Source organism: Streptomyces sp. GC420, assembly GCF_009916105.1.
Taxonomy (GTDB): Bacteria; Actinomycetota; Actinomycetes; order Streptomycetales; family Streptomycetaceae; genus Streptomyces.
Genome location: NZ_JAAAXQ010000141.1, coordinates 1 through 18,114 on the forward strand (window position 1 = coordinate 1; position 18,114 = coordinate 18,114).

An 18,114-nucleotide genomic window follows, 5' to 3' on the forward strand; every position below is an offset into this window, starting at 1 on the left:
GGGCGTGTGCCTGGGCCGGGTGCGGGGCGCGGGATGTCGGGTGTGGGCCGAAGGACGGACGACGGACGACGGCGGCGGGCCGGGCAGCGGGACGCGTCCTGTCGGCGGCAGCGCGAGTCCCGGGTGCGGACCGGCGCGGGCGGCAGGCTCGCCGCCGGCTGACGGACGCCGCGCAGCACCGGACGGTCGCCGGACGGCTGCCGGACGCCGGTCACGCGGGGTAGGCGTGGGTCTGGGTCGCCTTGACCGTGGCCCAGACCTCCGCGCCCGGGTGCAGGTCGAGTTCGGAGGCGGCGACGGCTGTGAGGTCCGCGGTCAGGGGGAGCGGACCGGTGAGGTCGGCGCGGATCTGGTCTCCGTGCGACTCGAGTCCCGCGACCCGGCACTGCCAGAGGTTGCGGGCGCTCGACCCGGTGGGCCGTTCGCGGTGGAGGGTGACGGCAACGGGCGGGAACGCGACGAAGGCGGGGCCGGTGAGGTCCTCGGTCGTGGCGATGACCGGGCCGCCGTCGACCCGGACGGTGTGGCCTTCTGCCCGCCCCTGGTAGAGGTTGAGGCCGACGAGACGGGCGATGTAGTCGGTGCGCGGATGCCGTGCGATGTCCCGGGGGGTGCCCTCCTGGACGGCCCGGCCTCCTTCGACGACGACGAGCCGGTCGGCGAGGACCATCGCGTCGAGCGGGTCGTGGGTGACGAGAACGGCCACGGCCTCGAACCCGGCTAGGTGGCGGCGGAGTTCGGCGCGTACGTCGAGCCGCGTACGGGCGTCGAGCGCGGCCAGTGGCTCGTCGAGCAGCAGCAGCCGGGGCCGGGTCGCCAGGGCACGGGCGACGGCGACACGCTGGGCCTGCCCTCCGGACAGGCGCCGCGGCTTGGCGCCGGCGTGCTCGGCCATTCCCATCCGGTCCAGCCACTGTGCGGCCCGCTCCCGCGCCTCCGCCTTGGGCACGCCCCGGCAGCGCGGGCCGAAGGCCACGTTGTCGAGGGCGGTCAGGTGAGGGAAGAGCAGGTAGTCCTGGAAGACGACGCCGACCGGGCGGTCCTCGGGCGGGGTGCCGGTCATGTCGGTGCCGTCGAGCAGCAGCCGGCCACCGCTGAGCGGTGTCAGACCCGCCAGCGCGCGCAGGGCCGTGGTCTTGCCGGCGCCGTTGGGCCCGAGCAGGGCGACGACGTCGCCGGGCGCGGCCCGCAGCCGTACGTCGAGGTGGAAGTCGCCGCGGTCCACGACGATGCGGGCGTCCAGTCCTGCGGCCGGGGCGGTGTTCCTGGCGCTCGTCGTGGTCATGGTGGTCACCGCGCTCATCGTGGTCGAAGCGGTTGTGGAAGCGGTCGTCGTGCTCTCAGTGGCAGTCGTGCTCTCAGCGGGCGTGGTGTTCGCAGCGGGCGTGTTCGCGGGTTCGGCGGGTTCATGAGGCGGTCGTCCAGCGGTCGCGCAGTCCGGCCAGGACCGCGACGGACACGGCGAGCAGGACCAGGCTCAGCGCGACGGCCGCCGCCGGGTCGTTCTGCAGGGCGAGGTAGACGGCGAGCGGCATCGTCTGCGTACGGCCGGGGAAGTTCCCGGCGAAGGTGATCGTGGCCCCGAACTCGCCGAGGGCGCGGGCCCAGGCCAGTACGGACCCGGCGGCGATGCCGGGCGCGATCAGCGGCAGCGTGACCCGGCGGAACGCGGTGAACCGGGAGGCGCCGAGCGTGGCCGCCGCCTCCTCGTAGCGCGGGTCGGCGGCCCGGAGCGTGCCCTCCACGCTGATGACGAGGAACGGCATCGCGACGAACGCCTCGGCGACCACGACACCGGCCGTGGTGAACGGCAGGCTGATCCCGAACCACGCGTCCAGCCACTGGCCGACGACCCCGTTGCGGCCCAGCGCGAGCAGCAGCGCGACACCGCCGACCACCGGCGGCAGCACCAGGGGGAGGGTGACCAGTGCCCGCAGGAGACCGCGCCCCGGGAAGTGCGTTCTGGCCAGCAGCCAGGCCAGCGGGACTCCCAGTACGAGGCACACGGCGGTGGCGGCCGTGGCCGAGATCAGGGACAGGCGCAGGGCCTCCCAGACCTGAGGGCTGGTGAGCTGCTCGGGCAGGCCCCGCCAGGGGGTCCGCAGCAGCAGGGCGAGAAGCGGGAGGCAGAGGAACGCCAGCCCCAGCAGGGCGGGCAGGAGCAGCGGCAGGGGTACCGCACGGCTCCTGGCGCGGCTCATGGGACCGGTGCGGGAGCGGGTGCCGGTACGGCTCCGCCTCCCGGCGGGGGCACGCCGTCGCGTGTCCCGCGGGGGGCCGGACTCCTGTCCTGGGGCCGGGACCGTCATGGGGCGAGGAACCCGGCGGAGGTGAGGACCTTCCGGCCCTCGGCGGACCGGACGTACGCGATGAACTCCTTCGCCGCGGCCGCGTTGGGCGCGTCCTTGAGCAGCACGATCGGACAGCTGTTGACGGCCTGGGCGGACTCGGGGAACTCCACGCCCGCGACCTTGTCGCCCGCCGCCTTCACATCCGTCCGGTAGACGAGGGCCGCGTCGACCTCCTTCAGCTCCACCTTCGTCAGCGCGCTCCTGACGTCCTGTTCGTAGCTGACAGGCGTGAGCTTCACCCCGGCCTTGTCGAGGGCCTTCCGCGCGGCGGCGCCGCAGGGCACGTCCTCGTCGCACAGAGCGACTTTGAGGCCGGGGTCGGTGAGGTCGGCGAGGGAGGAGATCTTCTCGGGGTTGCCGGGAGGCGTCGCGATCTCCAGCCGGTTCCTGGCGATCACCGAGGGTGTTCCCGAGGCGTTCCCGGCGTCGGTGACAAGCCGCATCGTCGCGTCGCCGGCGGCGGCGAAGACGTCCGCGGGGGCTCCGGACGTGATGCCGGCGGCCAGGCTGTCGCTGCCGCCGAAGCTGAAGGTGACGTCCGTGCCCGGGTGGGCCCGTTCGAACTTCTCGCCGAGCGCGGTGAAGCTCTCCTTCAGGGAAGCCGCGGCGAAGACGGTCACGGTGCCGGACGGTTCCCCGGAGGAGCCCCGGGAGCCCGGTGAGGAGCAGGCGCCGAGGACCAGCAGCGAGGCGCAGGCCGCTCCCGCGGCGAGAGCGCGCGGACCGAGAGCGCGGCCTGAGATGCCGCCGAGGGTTCTCATACGCCGATCATACGTCCGCATCTGCGGCCCAAAACCCCCGTGCTGCCTCGCACAAGCCATTCGATGCCGCCTGTCTCCTCGCAGATACGGGTTCGGATTCAGGGTCGGCGGCGGTCCGCGGCGGGCCACATCGGTCCCCGCGAGTCCCTGCCGGTCCACATCGGTCCCCGTGAGTCCGTATCGGTCACGCCGGTTCGCGCCGGTTCGCGCCGGTTCATGCCGGTTCGTGTCGGCTCGCGCCGGTCTTCGGGGCAAGTCAGGACCGGTCGATGTGCACATTCGTGGACTTCACCCGGGCGGTGGCCTCCACCCCGACCTCCAGTCCCAGCTCCTCCACGGCCTCCCGGGTCAGCAGCGAGACCAGCCGGTGCGGCCCCGCCTGGATCTCCACCTGGGCGGCCACGTCACCGAGCTTGACGGCGGTGACGATGCCGGGAAAGGCGTTGCGCACCGAGGTGTACGAGACCTCCTCCTCGCCCCCGCCCCCGGTCCGCGCCAGCTCGACGGAGAACGCGGCCAGGTCACGCCCCTCGACGAGGCGTCGCCCGCCCTCGTCCCGGTGCGTGGCGATCCGCCCCGCGTCCGCCCACCGCCGGGCCGTGTCGGGACTCACCCCGAGCAGCCGCGCCGCCTGACCGATCGTGTACGAAGGCATCTTCCGGGTTCCTCTCGCGATTCCGCCGCACGATATCCCTCCGGGCCCGTGCCGGGCCCGAGGACGGCCGCCGGATCAGGTGCTTTCCGGTTCCGGCTGTTCCGTGTCGCCGAAGCGGGCCAGGGCGACGGCGCCCGCGAGGGAGAGTGCGAAGCCCGTCGCCGCCAGCGGAGCGAGGCCGGGGCGGGTCGTGTCGCCGAGCCAGACGACCCCGAAGGCCGCGGGCCAGAGGGTCTCCCCGATCACCATGGCCGCCGTGGCGGCGGTGACCGATCCGGAACGCAGGGCCTCGATCAGCATGAGGTAGCCGCCGACCCCGGAAATGATCACGACGTACACGGTCGGCTCGATCAGCAGCCCCGGCAGGGTCAGCTCGGGCAGGAGACGTACGCCGATGGCGGTGAGGCCGAAACTCAGGCCCGCGAGGGCGCCCAGCACGACGGAGCGGCGACGGCGGACCATGCGCAACGCGGCCCAGCCGATCAGGGTGAGCACCAGGGATGTGGCCAGGGTGGTGAGCCGCAGCCGGGCGTCCCCGTCGCCCGAGCCCTCGCGGCCCGCCGCTACGGCGAGTAGCGCCAGACCGCAGCAGACCGCGGCGACGGCACCCCACTCCGCCCGCCTGAGCCGGATCTTCAGTACCGCGGCACCGACCACCGCGGTGACCGCGAGGGACGAGGCGATCACCGCCTCCACCAGGAACAGCGGTACCGAGCGCAGAGCCACGAGTTCGAAGAGGAAACCCGCGGTGTCCAGCACGATCCCGGTGATGAAGGGCCAGCCGCGCAGCGTGGTGACGAGCTGGGCCGGTCCTCCCGGCCCCGTCCCCGGCGGGGCGGAGCGCCGTGCGCCCAGGGCCTGCAGCACGGTCGCGGAACCCATGCAGACGGAGGCGCAGAACGCCAGCAGCACACCCACAGCCATGCACGCACCGTAAGCGGTGCCGACGCCCGGTCGGCGCTTTTCGGGCGGCGGATAGGATCCCCGTGCCGTGGGCGCCGGACCGCTGAAGCGCCGGAGCAGCCCCGGTGCCGGTGCGGGTGCCGTACCCGCCTGACTGCCGAGTCGGGGCCGATGCAGCCCCGGCGAAGTCCTCGTCGTGCTGACCGTCGTCACCGTGGCGGCCGGGATCGCGGTGCCGACGGTCGGTGACCGCGGCGCCCTGCCCTCGTCGCCGCCCGTGCCCGGCCTTCCGGACGTGCCGTTCACCGTGGAGACGCCGACCACCGTCGCCCCGCACGCCTTCGCGATGGCGCTGGTCGGCCTGATGGAGTCGCTGATGACGGCGAAGCTCGTCGACGACATCACCGACACCCGGTCGAGCAAGACCCGGGAGTCGATCGGCCAGACGATGATCAACGTGATGGTGTCCGGGGCATGCACCCGGCTCTCCACCTTCCTGGCCGGTGTGCTCCTGACGGTTCTGTGCATCGTCTTCGGGCCCGTGGTCTCCGGCATTCCCATGGCGGCCCTGGTCGCGGTCATGGTGTCGTTCGCGGCCTTCGACTGGCACTCGATCGCGCCGAAGGCCCGCCGGCGGATGCCCGCCGGGGGGATCACCGTCATGGTGGTCACCGTGGCCTGCGTCGTGGCCACGGACAATCTCGCCATCGGTGTGGTGGCCGGCTCCGTCACCGCGACGGTCATCTTCGCCAAGCGCGTCGCGCACCTGGCCGAAGTCACCTCGGTGACGGACCCCGGCGGCGGCTCCGTCGTCTACTCCGTCACCGGCGAGCTGTTCTTCGCATCGTCCAACGACCTGGGCACCCGGTTCGCGTACGCGACCGATCCGGAGCGGGTCGTCATCGACCTGTCGGCCGCGCACATCTGGGCCGCCTCGTCCGCGGCCGCCCTGGACGCCGTCGAGACGAAGTACGCCCAGCGTGGCAAGAAGGTGGAGATCGTCGGCCTGAACGGGCCGAGCGCCCGCATCCCGGGACGCTCAGCGGTGAGCTGACCGGGAGCCACTGACCGGGAGCCACTGACCGGGAGCCCTGACCCGGGAGTCACTGAGCTGCGGCCACTGACGTGGAGCAAGGCCGGTGCGGGGCGGGTGCGGCCACCCGCGGCCGGTTCCGCCCCCGGACGGGCTCAGGCCCGGCCGACGGTTCCCGGATCGTCCACCGGTTCCGCCTCCGGCTCCCTGCCGAGCCCGGGCGTGGGCTCCCTGCCGAGCCCGGCCGCCGGATCGCGTTCCGCGGCAACGGCCTCCCGGACCTTCGCGGGCGCGGCACCGGCGGCGGCGGACGGGCGGCGGCGGGTGAGGTGGCCGGCGACGGGCTCGGTGTAGCGGGCGGTGAGCGGGCCGAGGATCACCAGGATCAGTACGTACGCCGTGGCGAGCGGGCCGAGGGACGGCTCGATGCCGGCCGTGACTGCGAGGCCCGCGATGACGATGGAGAACTCGCCCCGGGCGACCAGCGCGCCGCCCGCCCGCCAGCGGCCCCGGACACTGATGCCCGACCTCTTGGCGGCCCAGTAACCGGTGTAGATCTTCGTACCGGTGGTGACGAGGGCCAGCGCCAGAGCCGGGAGCAGGACCGGGGGAATGCTCGCCGGGTCGGTGTGCAGGCCGAAGAAGACGAAGAAGACGGCGGCGAACAGGTCACGCAGCGGGCTGAGCAGGTTGTGCGCGCCCTCGGCGACCTCGCCGGACAGCGCGATGCCCACGAGGAACGCGCCCACGGCCGCCGACACCTGGAGCTGCTGGGCGACACCGGCCACCAGCAGGGTCAGACCGAGGACGACGAGCAGCAGCTTCTCCGGGTCCTCGCTGGTCACGAAGCGGGAGATGATCCTGCCGTAGCGCACGGCGAGGAAGAGGACCAGCCCGGCGGCGCCGAGTGCGACGGCCAGGGTCACGCTTCCGGTCGCCAGGCCCGTGCCGGCCAGCAGGGCGGTGATGATCGGCAGATAGACCGCCATGGAGAGGTCCTCGAGGACCAGGATGCTCAGGATGACCGGTGTCTCGCGGTTGCCGACGCGGCCGAGGTCGCCGAGCACCTTCGCGATGACGCCGGAGGAGGAGATCCAGGTGACTCCGGCGAGGACCACCGCCGCCACCGGGCCCCAGCCGAGCAGCAGCGCCATGGCGGCGCCGGGCAGCGCGTTGAGAGCAGCGTCGACCAGACCCGCCGGGTAATGGGTCTTGAGGTTGGAGACCAGGTCACTGGCGGTGTACTCGAGTCCGAGCATCAGCAGGAGCAGGATCACGCCGATCTCGGCGCCGATCGCGACGAACTCCTCGCTGGTGCCCAGCGGCAGCAGGCCGCCGGTGCCGAAGGCGAGCCCGCCCAGCAGGTACAGCGGGATCGGCGAGATGCGGAACCGTCCCGCGAAGCGACCGAGCAGGCCGAGGCCGAGGATGATCGCCCCGAACTCGATCAGGAAGACCGCGGAGGAGTGCACCGCGTCACTTCCGTCCGAGGATCGCCGCGGCCGCCTCCACACCCTCGCGGGTGCCGATCACGATGAGGATGTCCCCGCCGGCCAGCCGGAAGTCGGGGGTGGGTGAGGGAATCGCCTCGGCGCGGCGCAGGACGGCCACGATGGAGGCGCCGGTATCGGTCCGCATCCGGGTGTCGCCCAGGACGCGGCCGTTCCAGTGCGACACGGTCGACAGCTCGATCCGCTCGGCCACCAGTCCGAGGTCGGTGGTCGACAGCAGGTTGGGGCTGTGGTGCGAGGGCATCAGCGCGTCGATCAGCGCCTCGGCCTCACCCGCGGTCAGACGCATGGAGAGAGAGCACTCGTCCGGGTCGTCCTGGCGGTACGCGCTCAGCGTCCGGCCGCCGTCGCGGTGCGCGACCACGGAGACGCGGCGGTGCTCACGCGTCGTCAGGTCGTAGCGGACCCCGATGCCCGGCAACGGCGTACTGCTCATGCGTGGAGCGCCCACAACTGACCCCTGTCCGTCTCATGTCCGTCTGTCTGTCCGTCTGCCGTCCGCCACGGGTCCGGCAGGGCCTCCACATCCGCGTCCGCGTCCGCGACTTCGTCCGCGTACGTGCCCGTCTTCGTCCTTGTCCTGTTCCCGGGCCGTGCGTCGGTCATCGCCATGCGGGTCCACACTCGGCTCCCTGCGGCTCCTGGCGATGTCCGCCTTCACCTTAAGCGGGAGGCAAAGCCGGGTGGATCCGGGCCACGGGGCGGGGCAGCGGTGGGAGAATGCGCGTTTGGCCCGTGGACGGACCGCCGTGTCACGTCCGGCCGCACGGGGGGCGGGGAGGCAGCGGGGCGCGAGCGGAAGGAGCGTCGGAGATGCTCGAATGGGTGCGACTCAGCAGCGGAGCGAGGGCGGTGCCCCAGCCGGTGTCCACCCGGCTCGTCTGGGCCGCGGCCTTCGGCGGGGCGCTGCTGCTGGTCGTCGTACTGAACTTCCTGGTCGGCCAGGGCCGCCCCACCGGCGCCCTGATCGCGCTGTCCCTGCTCGCCGGGATCCTGGGCCTGTGCGCCCGCTTCGTCGCCGCCCCCGGCACCGCGGTGCTGTGCTGGCTCTTTCTCAACGGCTTCGCCATCCCGCCCTCGGGCCGTTTGACCTGGGACGGGCACCGCGACACGCTCTGGCTGGCCTGTCTCTTCTCCGCCGCCGTTCTCGGCACCGCCTCCGCCCGTCTCCTCAACGCCCGCGCCGCGTACCGCCGGGTCACCCCTCCAGCGCGCAGGCGGGCGGCGCTGCCGCCGTCGACCGACTGAGGGCCGGTCTGCCGGGCTCGAGCGCCGGGCTCGAGCGCCGGGCTCGAGCGCCGGACGTGACGCCCGGACATGAGGGCCCGGACATGAGGGCCCGGTCGGGTGCGTCCGGGGCGTCCGGCCGGAGCGGCAGGCGGGCGACGGCGAAGTCCGGGACCGGGTTGGTCAAGTACGTGTCAAGCGGCCCGGCGCAGGTCAAGCGCACACGGCCCGGCGCGGTAGAAAAGGAAGCATGACCGAGCACCCGCAGCCGCCGACGACGATCGGTGTGGACGACGTGGACGACGTGGACGCCGTGACCCGCGCGGTGCTGACCGCGTCCCGGTTGCTGGTCGCGGTGTCCGCCCGCTCGCTCGCCGCCGTCGAGGACCGGGTCACGCTGCCGCAGTTCCGTCTGCTCGTGGTGCTGTGGAACCAGGGCCCGGCCAAGCTCGTCGTCCTCGCGGAACGGCTCGGTGTGAACCCGTCGACCGCGATGCGCATGGTCGACAGGCTGATCGCGGCGGGCCTCGCCGACCGGCAGGTCAATCCGGTCAACCGCCGCGAGACGGTGCTGCGGCTGACCGACGAGGGCCGGCGGCTGGTGGACGAGGTCACCGCCCGGCGGCGCGGTGAGATCGCCGGCATCGTGCGGGTCCTCGCCCCCGAGCAGCGGTCCTCGCTGGTCCAGGCCCTGACCGCGTTCACGGAGGCGGGCGGCGAACCGGCGGTCGCCGACGAGTACGGCGGGTTGCACCCGCTTGGCTGGACCGACGTCCCGCCGCGGCGCGGGGCCTGAGCGCGCGGTGGCTCGGGCGCGGCCCTGAGCCGTGTCCGGGCGGAGGCCCGGTCCCCGGGCCTTTCCGGCGGAGCTCCGGTCGACGGGCAGGCATGCGGGTCGGAGCTCGCGTCACCGTGCCAGTGCCGCTCCCGAAGGCAGAGGCCCACCCGTCGACCGGGCCCCGTGAATCATTGCACAGTGCAAAATCCGGCGGCCAGGGTTTCGTTCACCCGAATTCCGCTGTCCCCCCGACCTTTTCCGGGCGGGCCCAGAGGACCCCTGCCCGGTGCGTACGCCGGGCAGGGACCGCCCGCGCAACCTTCCCTGCCGCCCCGTCTGCCCCGCCGTCGGCGGATCATGCCGTGGTCACTTCGGGGCGACGGCCGCCTCGACCTCCTCGAAGGTCTCGGTGGCGACGAGCCCGGTGTCCTCCAGGACCTCCAGGTGGTCCAGGACCGTCTGGTTGGCCTCGCGGGCATGACGGCGGATCAGGTCGTTCTGGGTGGAGGCGCGCACCTCGCCGATCGTCGCGAAGATCTTGCCGTGCGAGGACCGCAGCAGGTTGGCGAAGAGGCGGTCGAACTCCTCGCCCCGCGCGTTCTCCAACTGCTCGACGAACCCCTGCTGTTCCTCGGTCGCCTCGTTCGGGATGTCCACGCCGAGGATCTCGGCGTCCTCGCGCACCAGTTGGTCGAGCGCGCTGTGACCGTCCATGAGGTGCAGGCCGGCGCGCTTCACGGCCTCACTGGAGGCGTGGGTCTGCGCCAGCCGGCCCGCGGGGATCTCCCACAGTCCGGCCTGACGCACCTTCACCAGGAAGGTCTTGTCCACCTCCGTCACCGGCTGCGGGCCCGAGGCGTCCGACGGGACCTGCGCGCCGTCGGGCGACGCGGCGTTCTGCCCGGCGGCGCCCGCACCGCCCGCCGTGGTGGAGTGGCCGCTGCGGTGCTGCGGGATCCCGGCGGCCACCTCGTCGGCCGCGGACGCCCCGCCGCCGCTGCCGCGGATCATGATCAGGACGGTGGCGGCCACGGCGCAGGCCACCGCGATGATCGCGACCGCCCGCAGGGACGTCGTCCTCGGCCGTGCTGCGCGTCGGTTCTGTTGCATGGTGCCTCCCGGTTCGGCATTGGAACGTTCCTTCATGTCGTCGGGAGCTGTGTGGTGTGGCGGCTGGCACGGCGCGCAAGGAGGGATACGGGAGCGGCGGCCGGGTTGTTCACCGGGGCCCCGCACGGCCGGGCAAGCCGCGGGCCCGGCGGGGAGGGCCCGCTCCCGCGTCGTACCGCGCGGCCCGGGGCCGCCACCGGCATGGAGGCATCGCCGGAAACTGCCGGGTTCCGGCAATGCGGCCGCGGCGGCCCGACGGGCATCATCGTCCGGCGGGGGAGCACGAGGGACGGCCCCGGTGCCGGGTTCCGGCAGACATGGTGAACCGGGGCCGCCCTCCACCCGGCTTCGAGCGGGTGCCGTGGCGAATGGAGTGCCATGGTGCACGGCCGGACAGGACGAATCGGGGGGTCGGACATGGGGATGTTTCTCGAGGCGGCCGCGGGATTCCCGACCGTCCTGTTCACGGCCGCCCTCCTCGTGGCGGTCTGCTTCTGGCTGCTGGTCGCCGTCGGAGTGGCCGGCGCCGACAGCTTCGACGGGGACGCCGACCTCGATGTCCTCGGCCTCGGCGGGATGCCGGTCGCGGTCGCCTTCTCGCTGCTGACGGCGGTCGGCTGGTTCTCCAGCCTGTCCGCCACCGTGCTGCTGGACCCGGTGGTCCCCGGGGGAGCGCTGCGCGGACTGACCGACCTCGCCGTGCTCGCGGCGTCGCTCGTCGCCGCGTGGCGCGTGACAAGGGTGCTCGTACGGCCGCTGCACCGCCTCTTCCCCGATGAACCCGGGCCGTCCCGGGCCGACTTCGTCGGGCTGACCTGCACGATCCGCACGGGGCGTGTGGACGCGGAGTTCGGCCAGGCCGAGGTCGCCGCCCTGGACGGCTCCACGGCCGTGGTCCAGGTCCGCAGGCAGGGAGACGAACCCCTGGGGCTCGGCGGCACCGGTCTGCTGTACGCCTACGACGAGGCCGGCGAGTTCTTCTGGGTCGCGCCCTACGACCCGGCGCTCGACCCCCGTCAGGCCGCCTGACCGCGCCGCCGCAAGGCGGGCGGCGCGGGACCGGTCTTCGCGAGCCGGCCCGCGCCCCAACTCCCGGCCGCGGCGCGGGGCAGTCGGCGTGGTGGCGCGGCGGCACGATCGGACTCTACGAAACTCGGTGCAGCTCAGTCTCCGGCCGCTGGGCCGCCGGGCGAGCCCTGGGCCCGTCCCGGGAACGGCACCCGAGCCGCCCGGGCCCGTCCGCGCCCAGGACTTGAAGGTCATCTCATTTGGCGAGCCGGCGGTAGCAGATGAGGGTGCGAGCAATGCTGGTGAAGGCCAAAAGTGCTCGGCTTTGCACTCGTGGCGACGGTGCAGGCGGCGGCATCCGGCGAGCCAGGCCATGGTCCGCTCGGTCACCCAACGGTGACGGCCCAGCCACCTGGAGGACTCCATGCCCTTGCGGGCGATGCGGTGCCGGATGCCGCGCTCGCGGAGCCATTTCCGCAGATGAGCGTAGTCGTAACCCTTGTCGCCGTGGAGCTTGCCCGGCTTACGCCGACGCGGACCGGGGCGGGAGCGGACGGGCAGGATGCCGCGCACGAGCGGCTCCAGGGCCTGGCTGTCGTGGAGGTTGGCACCGGAGACCCCCACGGACAGGGGCAGTCCGGTCCGCTCGGTGATCAAGTGGATCTTCGACCCCTTCTTGCCCCGATCCACGAGTCGGATCAGCCTGCTCCTCGGCCGGCTCGATGGATGCGACGAGCCGCAGCTACGAATTCGTCCTGAACTCTGGCGGCAGGCAGGGAGTAGTTGCTCATTCTCGTGCTGTTCGCGATGGCCTGGTCAGCGCAGGTCGAGTACAGCCTTCCCGATGAGGCCGTTCTCGACGGCCTCGTGTGCGAGCGCCACGTCGTCGAGGCTGAAGGAGTGCACTGGCAGTGGCGTGAGAGCGTCCTCGCGCAGGGCTGCGGTGATCTCTGTGGCGGCGCGCAGCAGCGCGTCCCGCGGTTCGGTGAGGAACAGCGCGAACCGCAGCACCAGGTTGGACCACATGAGCCGGAAGACCGGCAGGGTCGGGTCGTCGGGCTGTGCTGCGTAGGTCACGATGGTTGCTCCCGGGCCGGTGACAGCCAGGTCCAGTTCGAGGTTGTCGGTCAGCGAGACCTCGATGATCCGATCGACAGGCCCGGCTCCGTCGAGGATCAGCTGGGCGGCGTCGGCGTCGCGGTAGTTCACGACGAGGTCTGCACCCGCGGCCCTGGCCAACGCGGCCTTTTCCGGACCGCTGACCGTCGTCACGATCCGAGCGCCCGCAATCCGGCCGAGTTCGATCGCGTAGTGCCCGACGGCGCCCGCACCGGCCGCGACGAGTACGGTGCGGTCGCGGGGCGAACCGTCGGCATGCAGGCACCAGTGCGCGGTCATCGCCGGGATGCCGAGGCAGGCGCCGAGCTCGTCGGAGATCCCGTCCGGCAGCGCAATGGCCTGCTCGGACGGTACTACGGTCCACTCCGCCGCGGTCCCCCACGGATGGCCTGCGCCGGCCATCCAGATCCATACGCGTTCACCGATCCGGCTCGGGTCGACGCCCGCGCCGACCGCGTCGATCATGCCGGTGCCGTCCTGGTGTGGAATGCGGCCGGTGTGTTCGCCGACACGCTGGAAGTCCTGCGGGGTGGAGTTCAGCCGCATGAACATGTCGCCCGGGTTGATCGCGGAGAGTGCGATACGAACGCGGACCTGGCCAGGGCCGGGCTCGGGGCGTTCGACGTCAAGCACCCGCAGCACGCTCTTGGCAGGACCGGGCGTGTCGTAGAAGGCTGCCCTCATCGGTTCATCTCTCCTCTTGGGTGTGGCGCGATCCACGGCACTGGCCGGGGAACGCGCACGTCACCACGGTGGGGTCCTTCCCCGCGTCGTGGTGTGATTCCTTGGCGGCGAGATTGCCGCCTTTCGAACGGTCGGTTGAGACGGATCGAACGTGCCGCGGATCATCGGCGGGTTCCACCACGCTGGTCCGCGCTGTGGCCGACAGCTGGACCTTGTGCCCCTCTGTGCGTCGGCGAGTTGTTCCCAGACGTGGGTTACATCGTTGGCCGCGGGCTCACTGGGACGAAAGCGGGTGACACCGCTCGAGTCGGGGCAGACGAAACGTGCCTCCGTCATGCCGCTCGGTGACATCGGCGCGGACGGATTCAGTCCGCAGCCTTCCCGGCCCGTGACTCTCGCTCTACAGGCCGGCGGCGACGCTTCGCATGACCGATTCCAGATCGCGCTCGCCCGCAGGGGTCTGCGCACCGTGCTCCAGGGCCCCTGTCATGAGTCGTGCCGGCAGAGCCCCGCTCACCAGCTCCGCCCATGCGTCGTTCTCCGCTCGCAGGCCGTCGGCCAGGTCCGCCGGAGGGACCAATCGCTTGGCTGCGGCGATGAGCTCCGGGGAAAGCGCGGCGATCTTTTCCGCCACCCCGTCGACGAACGCGTCCAGCTCGGCCGCGGGTACCGCACGGTTGATCCACCCGTAGGCGGCTGCGGTGTCCGCATCCACCAGATCACCGGTGAGCAGCAACTCCAGCGCCCGGTTGCGCCCGGCCCGCTCGCGCAGGTACTGCGTTCCTCCACCGCCCGGCACAATGCCCATCAGCACCTCGCTCTGCCCGATACCCGCGGTCTCCCGCGCGGCGAAGGTCATGTCGGCCGCCGCGACGAACTCGGCGCCGCCGGCTCGCGCCTTGCCCGCCAGTTTGATGATCGTCACCTGCGGCTGGTGGCGCAGCAGCTCGCCGACCCCCTGGAAGAGATTGACGTCCGGGTTGCGGTCCGCGATCCCCTGCAGCTCGTCCATCTCGTTGAGGATGTGGATGTCGACATGGGCGATGAAGAGTTCGGGGTTGGCGCTGGAGAACACAATGACGCGGACCGAGCGATCGTCCCGCAGCGTCCCGAGGGCGTCGTGCAGTTCGCGGATCAGGGTTCCGCTGAGCACGTTGACAGGGGGGTTGTCCAGGGTGATCCACGCGACTCCGGCATCGATGGCGACGCGGAGAGTCGTGTACTGGTCCAGGTTCATGAGTGTTCCAAGGTTTGCGGTGAGCCGGTAGGTTTGCAACGCATACCTACCCTGGGCTCCGCGCCGAGGACGGTCAATAACGCACTTTTCAACAACCAAGGATCACCATGGATACCAGCTCCACGTCCCTGCCGCCCCGCAGCATGCCGCGGTTCAGTGCCGAGTGCCCGAGCCGGCCCATCCTCGATCAGATCGCCGACAAGTGGTCCATGATGGTCCTGGCGGTCCTGGAGCAACCGACGCGGTTCAACGGGATCAAGCGACAGCTGGAGGGCGTCACACAGCGGGTACTGACCCAGACGCTGCGCAGACTCGAACGCAACGGAATGATCCAGCGCCGGGTGCTCGAGACCTCCCCCCTCGGTGTGGAGTACTCCCTCACACACCTCGGCGAGTCTTTCCGTGAACCCTTCACCCGTCTGTACGACTGGACGGTCGAGCACAGCGACGAGGTCCTGACGGCGCAGCACGAATACGACGTGCGGTCATTGGGACAGTGAGATGTCATCTCATTTGACTCAGTAAGTTTCCAGTCGTGGCAAGGACCGTTGAGCGGCTGGTGCCGGATGAGTTGTGGGAGCTGTTCCAGCGGGTGGTTCCGGAGGCGCCGTCACGGCCCCAGGGTGGTGGCCGGCGTCGGCATGTGGTGACCGCGAAGTGCTGGCCGCAATCGTCTTCATCGCAACCTCGGGCTGCACATGGCAGCAGTTGCCCGCCGTGTCGTTCGGGCCGTCCGGCGCGACGGCTCACCGACGCTTCACCGAGTGGACCAAGGCCAGAGTGTGGGCCGAACTCCACCGCCTGGTCCTCGACGAACTCGGATCCCGCGGCGAACCGGACTGGTCCCGATGCGCGATCGACTCGGTCAACATGCGGGCGATGAAAAGGGGGATCTGACAGGTCCGAATCCTGTGGAGCGCGGCAAGTACGGGTCGAAGATCCACTTGATCACCGAGCGCACCGGTCTGCCACTGTCAGTCGGTATCTCGGGCGCGAACACGCACGACAGTCAGGGCCTGCAGCCGCTCGTGCGGGGCATCCCGCCGATCCGCTCGCGACGCGGGCCGCGCCGCCGAAAGCCCGGCAAGCTGCACGGTGACAAGGGGTACGACTACCGCCACCTTCGGCAATGGCTCCGTGCGCGAGGCGTCACCCACCGTCTAGCCCGACGCGGTGTTGAATCCTCCATCCGCCTGGGCCGTCACCGCTGGGTCGTAGAGCGGTCCGTGGCCTGGCTCGCCGGCTGCCGCAGACTCCACCGCCGCTACGAACGCAAAGCCGAACACTTCCTCGCCTTCGCCGCCATTGCCTGCACCCTCATCTGCTACCGCCGACTTACCAAATGAGATGACTTCTAAGGCGCTATGATCGGCTCCCCTGCCTTTTCTTGGAGTTCGCGAAGTTCGCACTGTATCGCCGCCGCGTGGACGGTGGACGGTGCGCCGGGTGCGGACGGACCGGGGGACGGATTCCGTGCCTCGGACGATGGTTCGCTTCGGGGCGACAGAGCCGTGAAGTCTCCTCCGCAGGCGCCGGGCTGAGGGGTCGTTGGGAGACCGCTGATCGGTCGTCGGACGCCGGGCGGGGACGTCACCGGGGCCGGCCGGGCGGTGGCACGGCGCCGGGCGGTGATACGGGTCCGGATGGTGATACGGGTCCGGGGGGCGACATGCTGAGGACGAGGGCGAGTTCCGTTCGGCGGCGGATGCCCAGTTTGCGGTAGGCGCTGGTCAGATGGGTCTCGACGGTGCGGCGGGCGAGGTGCAGCAGCCCGGCGATGTCGGCGTTGGTGCGGCCGGCGGCGGCCAGGGCCGCTATACGGCGCTCGCTGTCGGTCAGGGACTCGGAACCGGTGAGGGCCGTCGCGGAGCGGCGGGCGCCGCCCTCGCGCAGCGCGTCCTCGGCCACGGCTCGCAGGCGGAACGCGCCGAGCCGGTCGGCGCGTTCCGCGGCCTCCCGCAGCGGGTCGCGGGCGCGGGTCCGCTCGCCGGCGGCGGCGAGTTGCCGGCCCTGCGAGACGAGGGCGGGGACGAGTTCGGTGTCGAGACCGGCATCGCGCAGCGTCCGTACGGCCCGTTCGGCCAGTTCCAGACCGCGTCGGCCGCCGGTGGCGGCGCCGAGCACGCGCAGGGCGCGGCCCACCGTGCGCGGGGTGTTCCACATGGTGGCGAGCCGGAGTTCCTCCCTGGCGGGGCCGAGGGCGTCGTGCGAGCGGCCGAGGGCCAGCAGGCATTCGGCCGCGGCGCTCCGCCACGGGGTGACGACGGGACTGACCACGTCGCGCGCCGTCTGCCGGCGCCCGCACTCCAGGAAGTCGTCGAGCGCCCCGGACGGATCGCCGGAGGCGGCGCGGAGCACACCGCGCGCGTAGAGGAAACGGTTCGGTTCCCAGCCGTCGTGCGCGTCCTGCACGTCGAACCGCTCCGCGAGCGCGCCCGCCTCCTCGACGCGGCCCGTCTCGACGAGGGCGACGAGGGCATGGGCCTGCGCGTTGGTCGGCTCGGGCCGCACGCCCGGGACCTGCTCGGGCGCGGGTACGGCGAGGAGTTCCCGGTACGCGCCACGGGCGGCGGCGATGTCCACCCGTACGTTCAGCAGCGCCTGGTGCATGGGGTGCAGCAGGGTGGGGTGCTGACCGGCCAGCCCGCGTGCCACGAGCCGTTCGGCCTCGTCCAGCCGGTCGGCCCACTGGGCGACGGCGGCGGCGGTTCCCAGCAGGTAGGGCTCGGACAGCGGGTCGTCCGGGTTCTCGAGGAGGGCGCGGATCCGCCGCATCGCGGAGTCCGCCGAGATCAGCCCGGCCGTCGACTCGTAGCGCACCAGCAGGGCCAGTCCGGCCGATCCGAGCAGTTCGGGTGACCGGTCGGCGGTCTCGCGCAGCGTGCGGTACACCTCCCGCCGCGTCGCCTCGCAGTGGTCGGCCAGCAGCGCGGAGGCGTTCCGGACCGTACGGGCCAGGTCAGGATGGGCGGTCAGGTGCCGGTCCAGGCCGCGGAGCACGTCGAAGGCGGCGCCCGGCTCGCCCCGCCTGGCCAGTGCGGTTCCGAGCGCCACCGCCGCCTGCACCCGGTCCTTCGGCCGGCCGGGCAGCCGCATCGCCTCCGCCAGCCGCGGTATCCCCGCCGAGGGGCGCACCGCGGTGAACTCCAGCGAGCCCAGCTCGGTGAGGACGGCGGCCCGGCGGGCGGGCGGCATCGGCTCGTGCAGGGCCCGGCGCAGATAGGCCAGGGCGTCTTCGGCGCGGCCGCCCCTGACCGCCAGGGACGCGGCGTCCAGCAGCGCGCCGAGGGCCCAGGGGGCGCCGACCGCGGGCGCTCGCAGCAGTTGCCTGGACACCGCCTCGGCGCGGTCCCCGCGGCGCAGCATCGCCTCGGCCGCGCTGCGGTGCGCGGCCCCGCGCCGGGTGGCGGGCCAGCCGCTCAGCACGGCGTCGCGCAGCAGGGGGTGGGCGTAGCGGGGCCGCCCTTCCGGGTCGGGGCGCAGCAGGCCGAGGCGGGTCATCGCGGTGAGCCAGCCGGACACGCGGGCGGGGTCGGCCCCGGCGATCCCGGCGAGCAGCTCGGCGTGGCCCTCCAGGGGGCCGTGGTCGTCGGTGTCGAGCGCGGCGAGCGCGCGGGCGACGTTCGCGGTCGCGGGACCGGCGCAGTCCAGCCACCAGGACACCGCGGCGGGGTACGCGCCCGGGTACAGGGCGGCGCAGGTGTCGGGCACGGTCTCTGGGAGCGCTCCCGCCGGGT

General features: G+C 72.4%; 16 protein-coding genes and 3 pseudogenes. 7 read left to right on the forward strand and 12 right to left on the reverse strand.

The annotated features are described in order from the left end of the window. Positions 1-211: 211 nt before the first annotated feature. Positions 212-1,303: an ABC transporter ATP-binding protein gene (locus GUY61_RS18710; RefSeq protein ID WP_398956013.1), complete on the reverse strand. Its 1,092-nt coding sequence runs from the start codon at positions 1,301-1,303 to the stop codon at positions 212-214. On the opposite strand from GUY61_RS18710, the gene GUY61_RS41220 reads away from it, so the two are divergent. Next, positions 1,284-1,412, forward strand: a complete 129-nt coding sequence (locus GUY61_RS41220; protein ID WP_279576823.1) for a hypothetical protein — start codon at positions 1,284-1,286, stop codon at positions 1,410-1,412. The two genes, GUY61_RS18710 and GUY61_RS41220, sit on opposite strands and share 20 nt — an antisense overlap. Here the strand turns inward: GUY61_RS41220 and GUY61_RS18715 are convergent. The 4 genes from GUY61_RS18715 to GUY61_RS18730 all read right to left on the reverse strand — a co-directional run bounded on the left by GUY61_RS18715 (position 1,407) and on the right by GUY61_RS18730 (position 4,691). Beyond that, positions 1,407-2,201: an ABC transporter permease gene (locus tag GUY61_RS18715; RefSeq protein WP_243766568.1), complete on the reverse strand. Its 795-nt coding sequence runs from the start codon at positions 2,199-2,201 to the stop codon at positions 1,407-1,409. The two genes, GUY61_RS41220 and GUY61_RS18715, sit on opposite strands and share 6 nt — an antisense overlap. A gap of 104 nt (positions 2,202-2,305) precedes the next feature. Continuing rightward, complete coding sequence (gene modA / locus GUY61_RS18720; protein WP_166631343.1) at positions 2,306-3,112, reverse strand: molybdate ABC transporter substrate-binding protein; 807 nt, start codon at positions 3,110-3,112, stop codon at positions 2,306-2,308. Between the two features lie 256 nt (positions 3,113-3,368). After that, positions 3,369-3,767, reverse strand: coding sequence for a molybdopterin-binding protein (locus GUY61_RS18725; RefSeq protein ID WP_166631344.1), 399 nt, complete (start codon positions 3,765-3,767; stop codon positions 3,369-3,371). A 75-nt stretch (positions 3,768-3,842) separates the two neighbouring features. Next, positions 3,843-4,691 (reverse strand): hypothetical protein, encoded by an 849-nt coding sequence (locus GUY61_RS18730; protein ID WP_166631345.1) that lies wholly within the window; start codon positions 4,689-4,691, stop codon positions 3,843-3,845. Positions 4,692-4,860: 169 nt separating this feature from the next. Between GUY61_RS18730 and GUY61_RS18735 the strand changes: the two are divergent. After that, a pseudogene (locus GUY61_RS18735) lies at positions 4,861-5,738 on the forward strand (STAS domain-containing protein); the annotation flags it as partial. Positions 5,739-5,858: 120 nt separating this feature from the next. On the opposite strand, the gene GUY61_RS18740 reads toward GUY61_RS18735, so the two are convergent. Beyond that, positions 5,859-7,175, reverse strand: coding sequence for a cation:proton antiporter (locus tag GUY61_RS18740; RefSeq protein WP_166631346.1), 1,317 nt, complete (start codon positions 7,173-7,175; stop codon positions 5,859-5,861). A gap of 4 nt (positions 7,176-7,179) precedes the next feature. After that, the gene (locus tag GUY61_RS18745) at positions 7,180-7,650 is read right to left on the reverse strand and encodes a cation:proton antiporter regulatory subunit (protein ID WP_166631347.1); all 471 of its coding nucleotides are present in this window, start codon (positions 7,648-7,650) and stop codon (positions 7,180-7,182) included. A 377-nt stretch (positions 7,651-8,027) separates the two neighbouring features. Between GUY61_RS18745 and GUY61_RS18750 the strand changes: the two genes are divergently transcribed. Beyond that, positions 8,028-8,462: a hypothetical protein gene (locus GUY61_RS18750; RefSeq protein ID WP_166631348.1), complete on the forward strand. Its 435-nt coding sequence runs from the start codon at positions 8,028-8,030 to the stop codon at positions 8,460-8,462. A 229-nt stretch (positions 8,463-8,691) separates the two neighbouring features. Continuing rightward, positions 8,692-9,237 (forward strand): MarR family winged helix-turn-helix transcriptional regulator, encoded by a 546-nt coding sequence (locus GUY61_RS18755; RefSeq protein ID WP_166631349.1) that lies wholly within the window; start codon positions 8,692-8,694, stop codon positions 9,235-9,237. A gap of 348 nt (positions 9,238-9,585) precedes the next feature. On the opposite strand, the gene GUY61_RS18760 is transcribed toward GUY61_RS18755, so the two are convergent. After that, positions 9,586-10,329 (reverse strand): DUF4142 domain-containing protein, encoded by a 744-nt coding sequence (locus GUY61_RS18760; RefSeq protein WP_208106165.1) that lies wholly within the window; start codon positions 10,327-10,329, stop codon positions 9,586-9,588. A 417-nt stretch (positions 10,330-10,746) separates the two neighbouring features. Here GUY61_RS18760 and GUY61_RS18765 point away from each other — a divergent pair, with 417 nt between their 5' ends. Beyond that, positions 10,747-11,358, forward strand: a complete 612-nt coding sequence (locus tag GUY61_RS18765) for a hypothetical protein (RefSeq protein WP_166631350.1) — start codon at positions 10,747-10,749, stop codon at positions 11,356-11,358. A gap of 235 nt (positions 11,359-11,593) precedes the next feature. Here GUY61_RS18765 and GUY61_RS18770 read toward each other — a convergent pair. From GUY61_RS18770 to GUY61_RS18780, 3 genes and pseudogenes are all read right to left on the reverse strand, one after another. Continuing rightward, positions 11,594-12,024: pseudogene (locus GUY61_RS18770) on the reverse strand (IS5 family transposase); the annotation flags it as partial. Between the two features lie 129 nt (positions 12,025-12,153). Continuing rightward, positions 12,154-13,140 (reverse strand): NADPH:quinone reductase, encoded by a 987-nt coding sequence (locus tag GUY61_RS18775; RefSeq protein WP_166631351.1) that lies wholly within the window; start codon positions 13,138-13,140, stop codon positions 12,154-12,156. 400 nt (positions 13,141-13,540) lie between these two features. After that, complete coding sequence (locus tag GUY61_RS18780; protein WP_166631352.1) at positions 13,541-14,377, reverse strand: enoyl-CoA hydratase/isomerase family protein; 837 nt, start codon at positions 14,375-14,377, stop codon at positions 13,541-13,543. 107 nt (positions 14,378-14,484) lie between these two features. Between GUY61_RS18780 and GUY61_RS18785 the strand changes: the two genes are divergently transcribed. After that, positions 14,485-14,877 carry a helix-turn-helix domain-containing protein gene (locus GUY61_RS18785; RefSeq protein ID WP_243766569.1) on the forward strand — a complete coding sequence of 131 codons (393 nt, stop codon included), beginning with the start codon at positions 14,485-14,487 and terminating at the stop codon, positions 14,875-14,877. A 35-nt stretch (positions 14,878-14,912) separates the two neighbouring features. Next, positions 14,913-15,723, forward strand: a pseudogene (locus tag GUY61_RS18790) (IS5 family transposase). Positions 15,724-15,967: 244 nt separating this feature from the next. Here the strand turns inward: GUY61_RS18790 and GUY61_RS18795 are convergent. After that, the coding region (locus GUY61_RS18795) for a LuxR family transcriptional regulator (RefSeq protein WP_166631353.1) at positions 15,968-18,114 on the reverse strand (2,147 nt) is incomplete at its 5' end.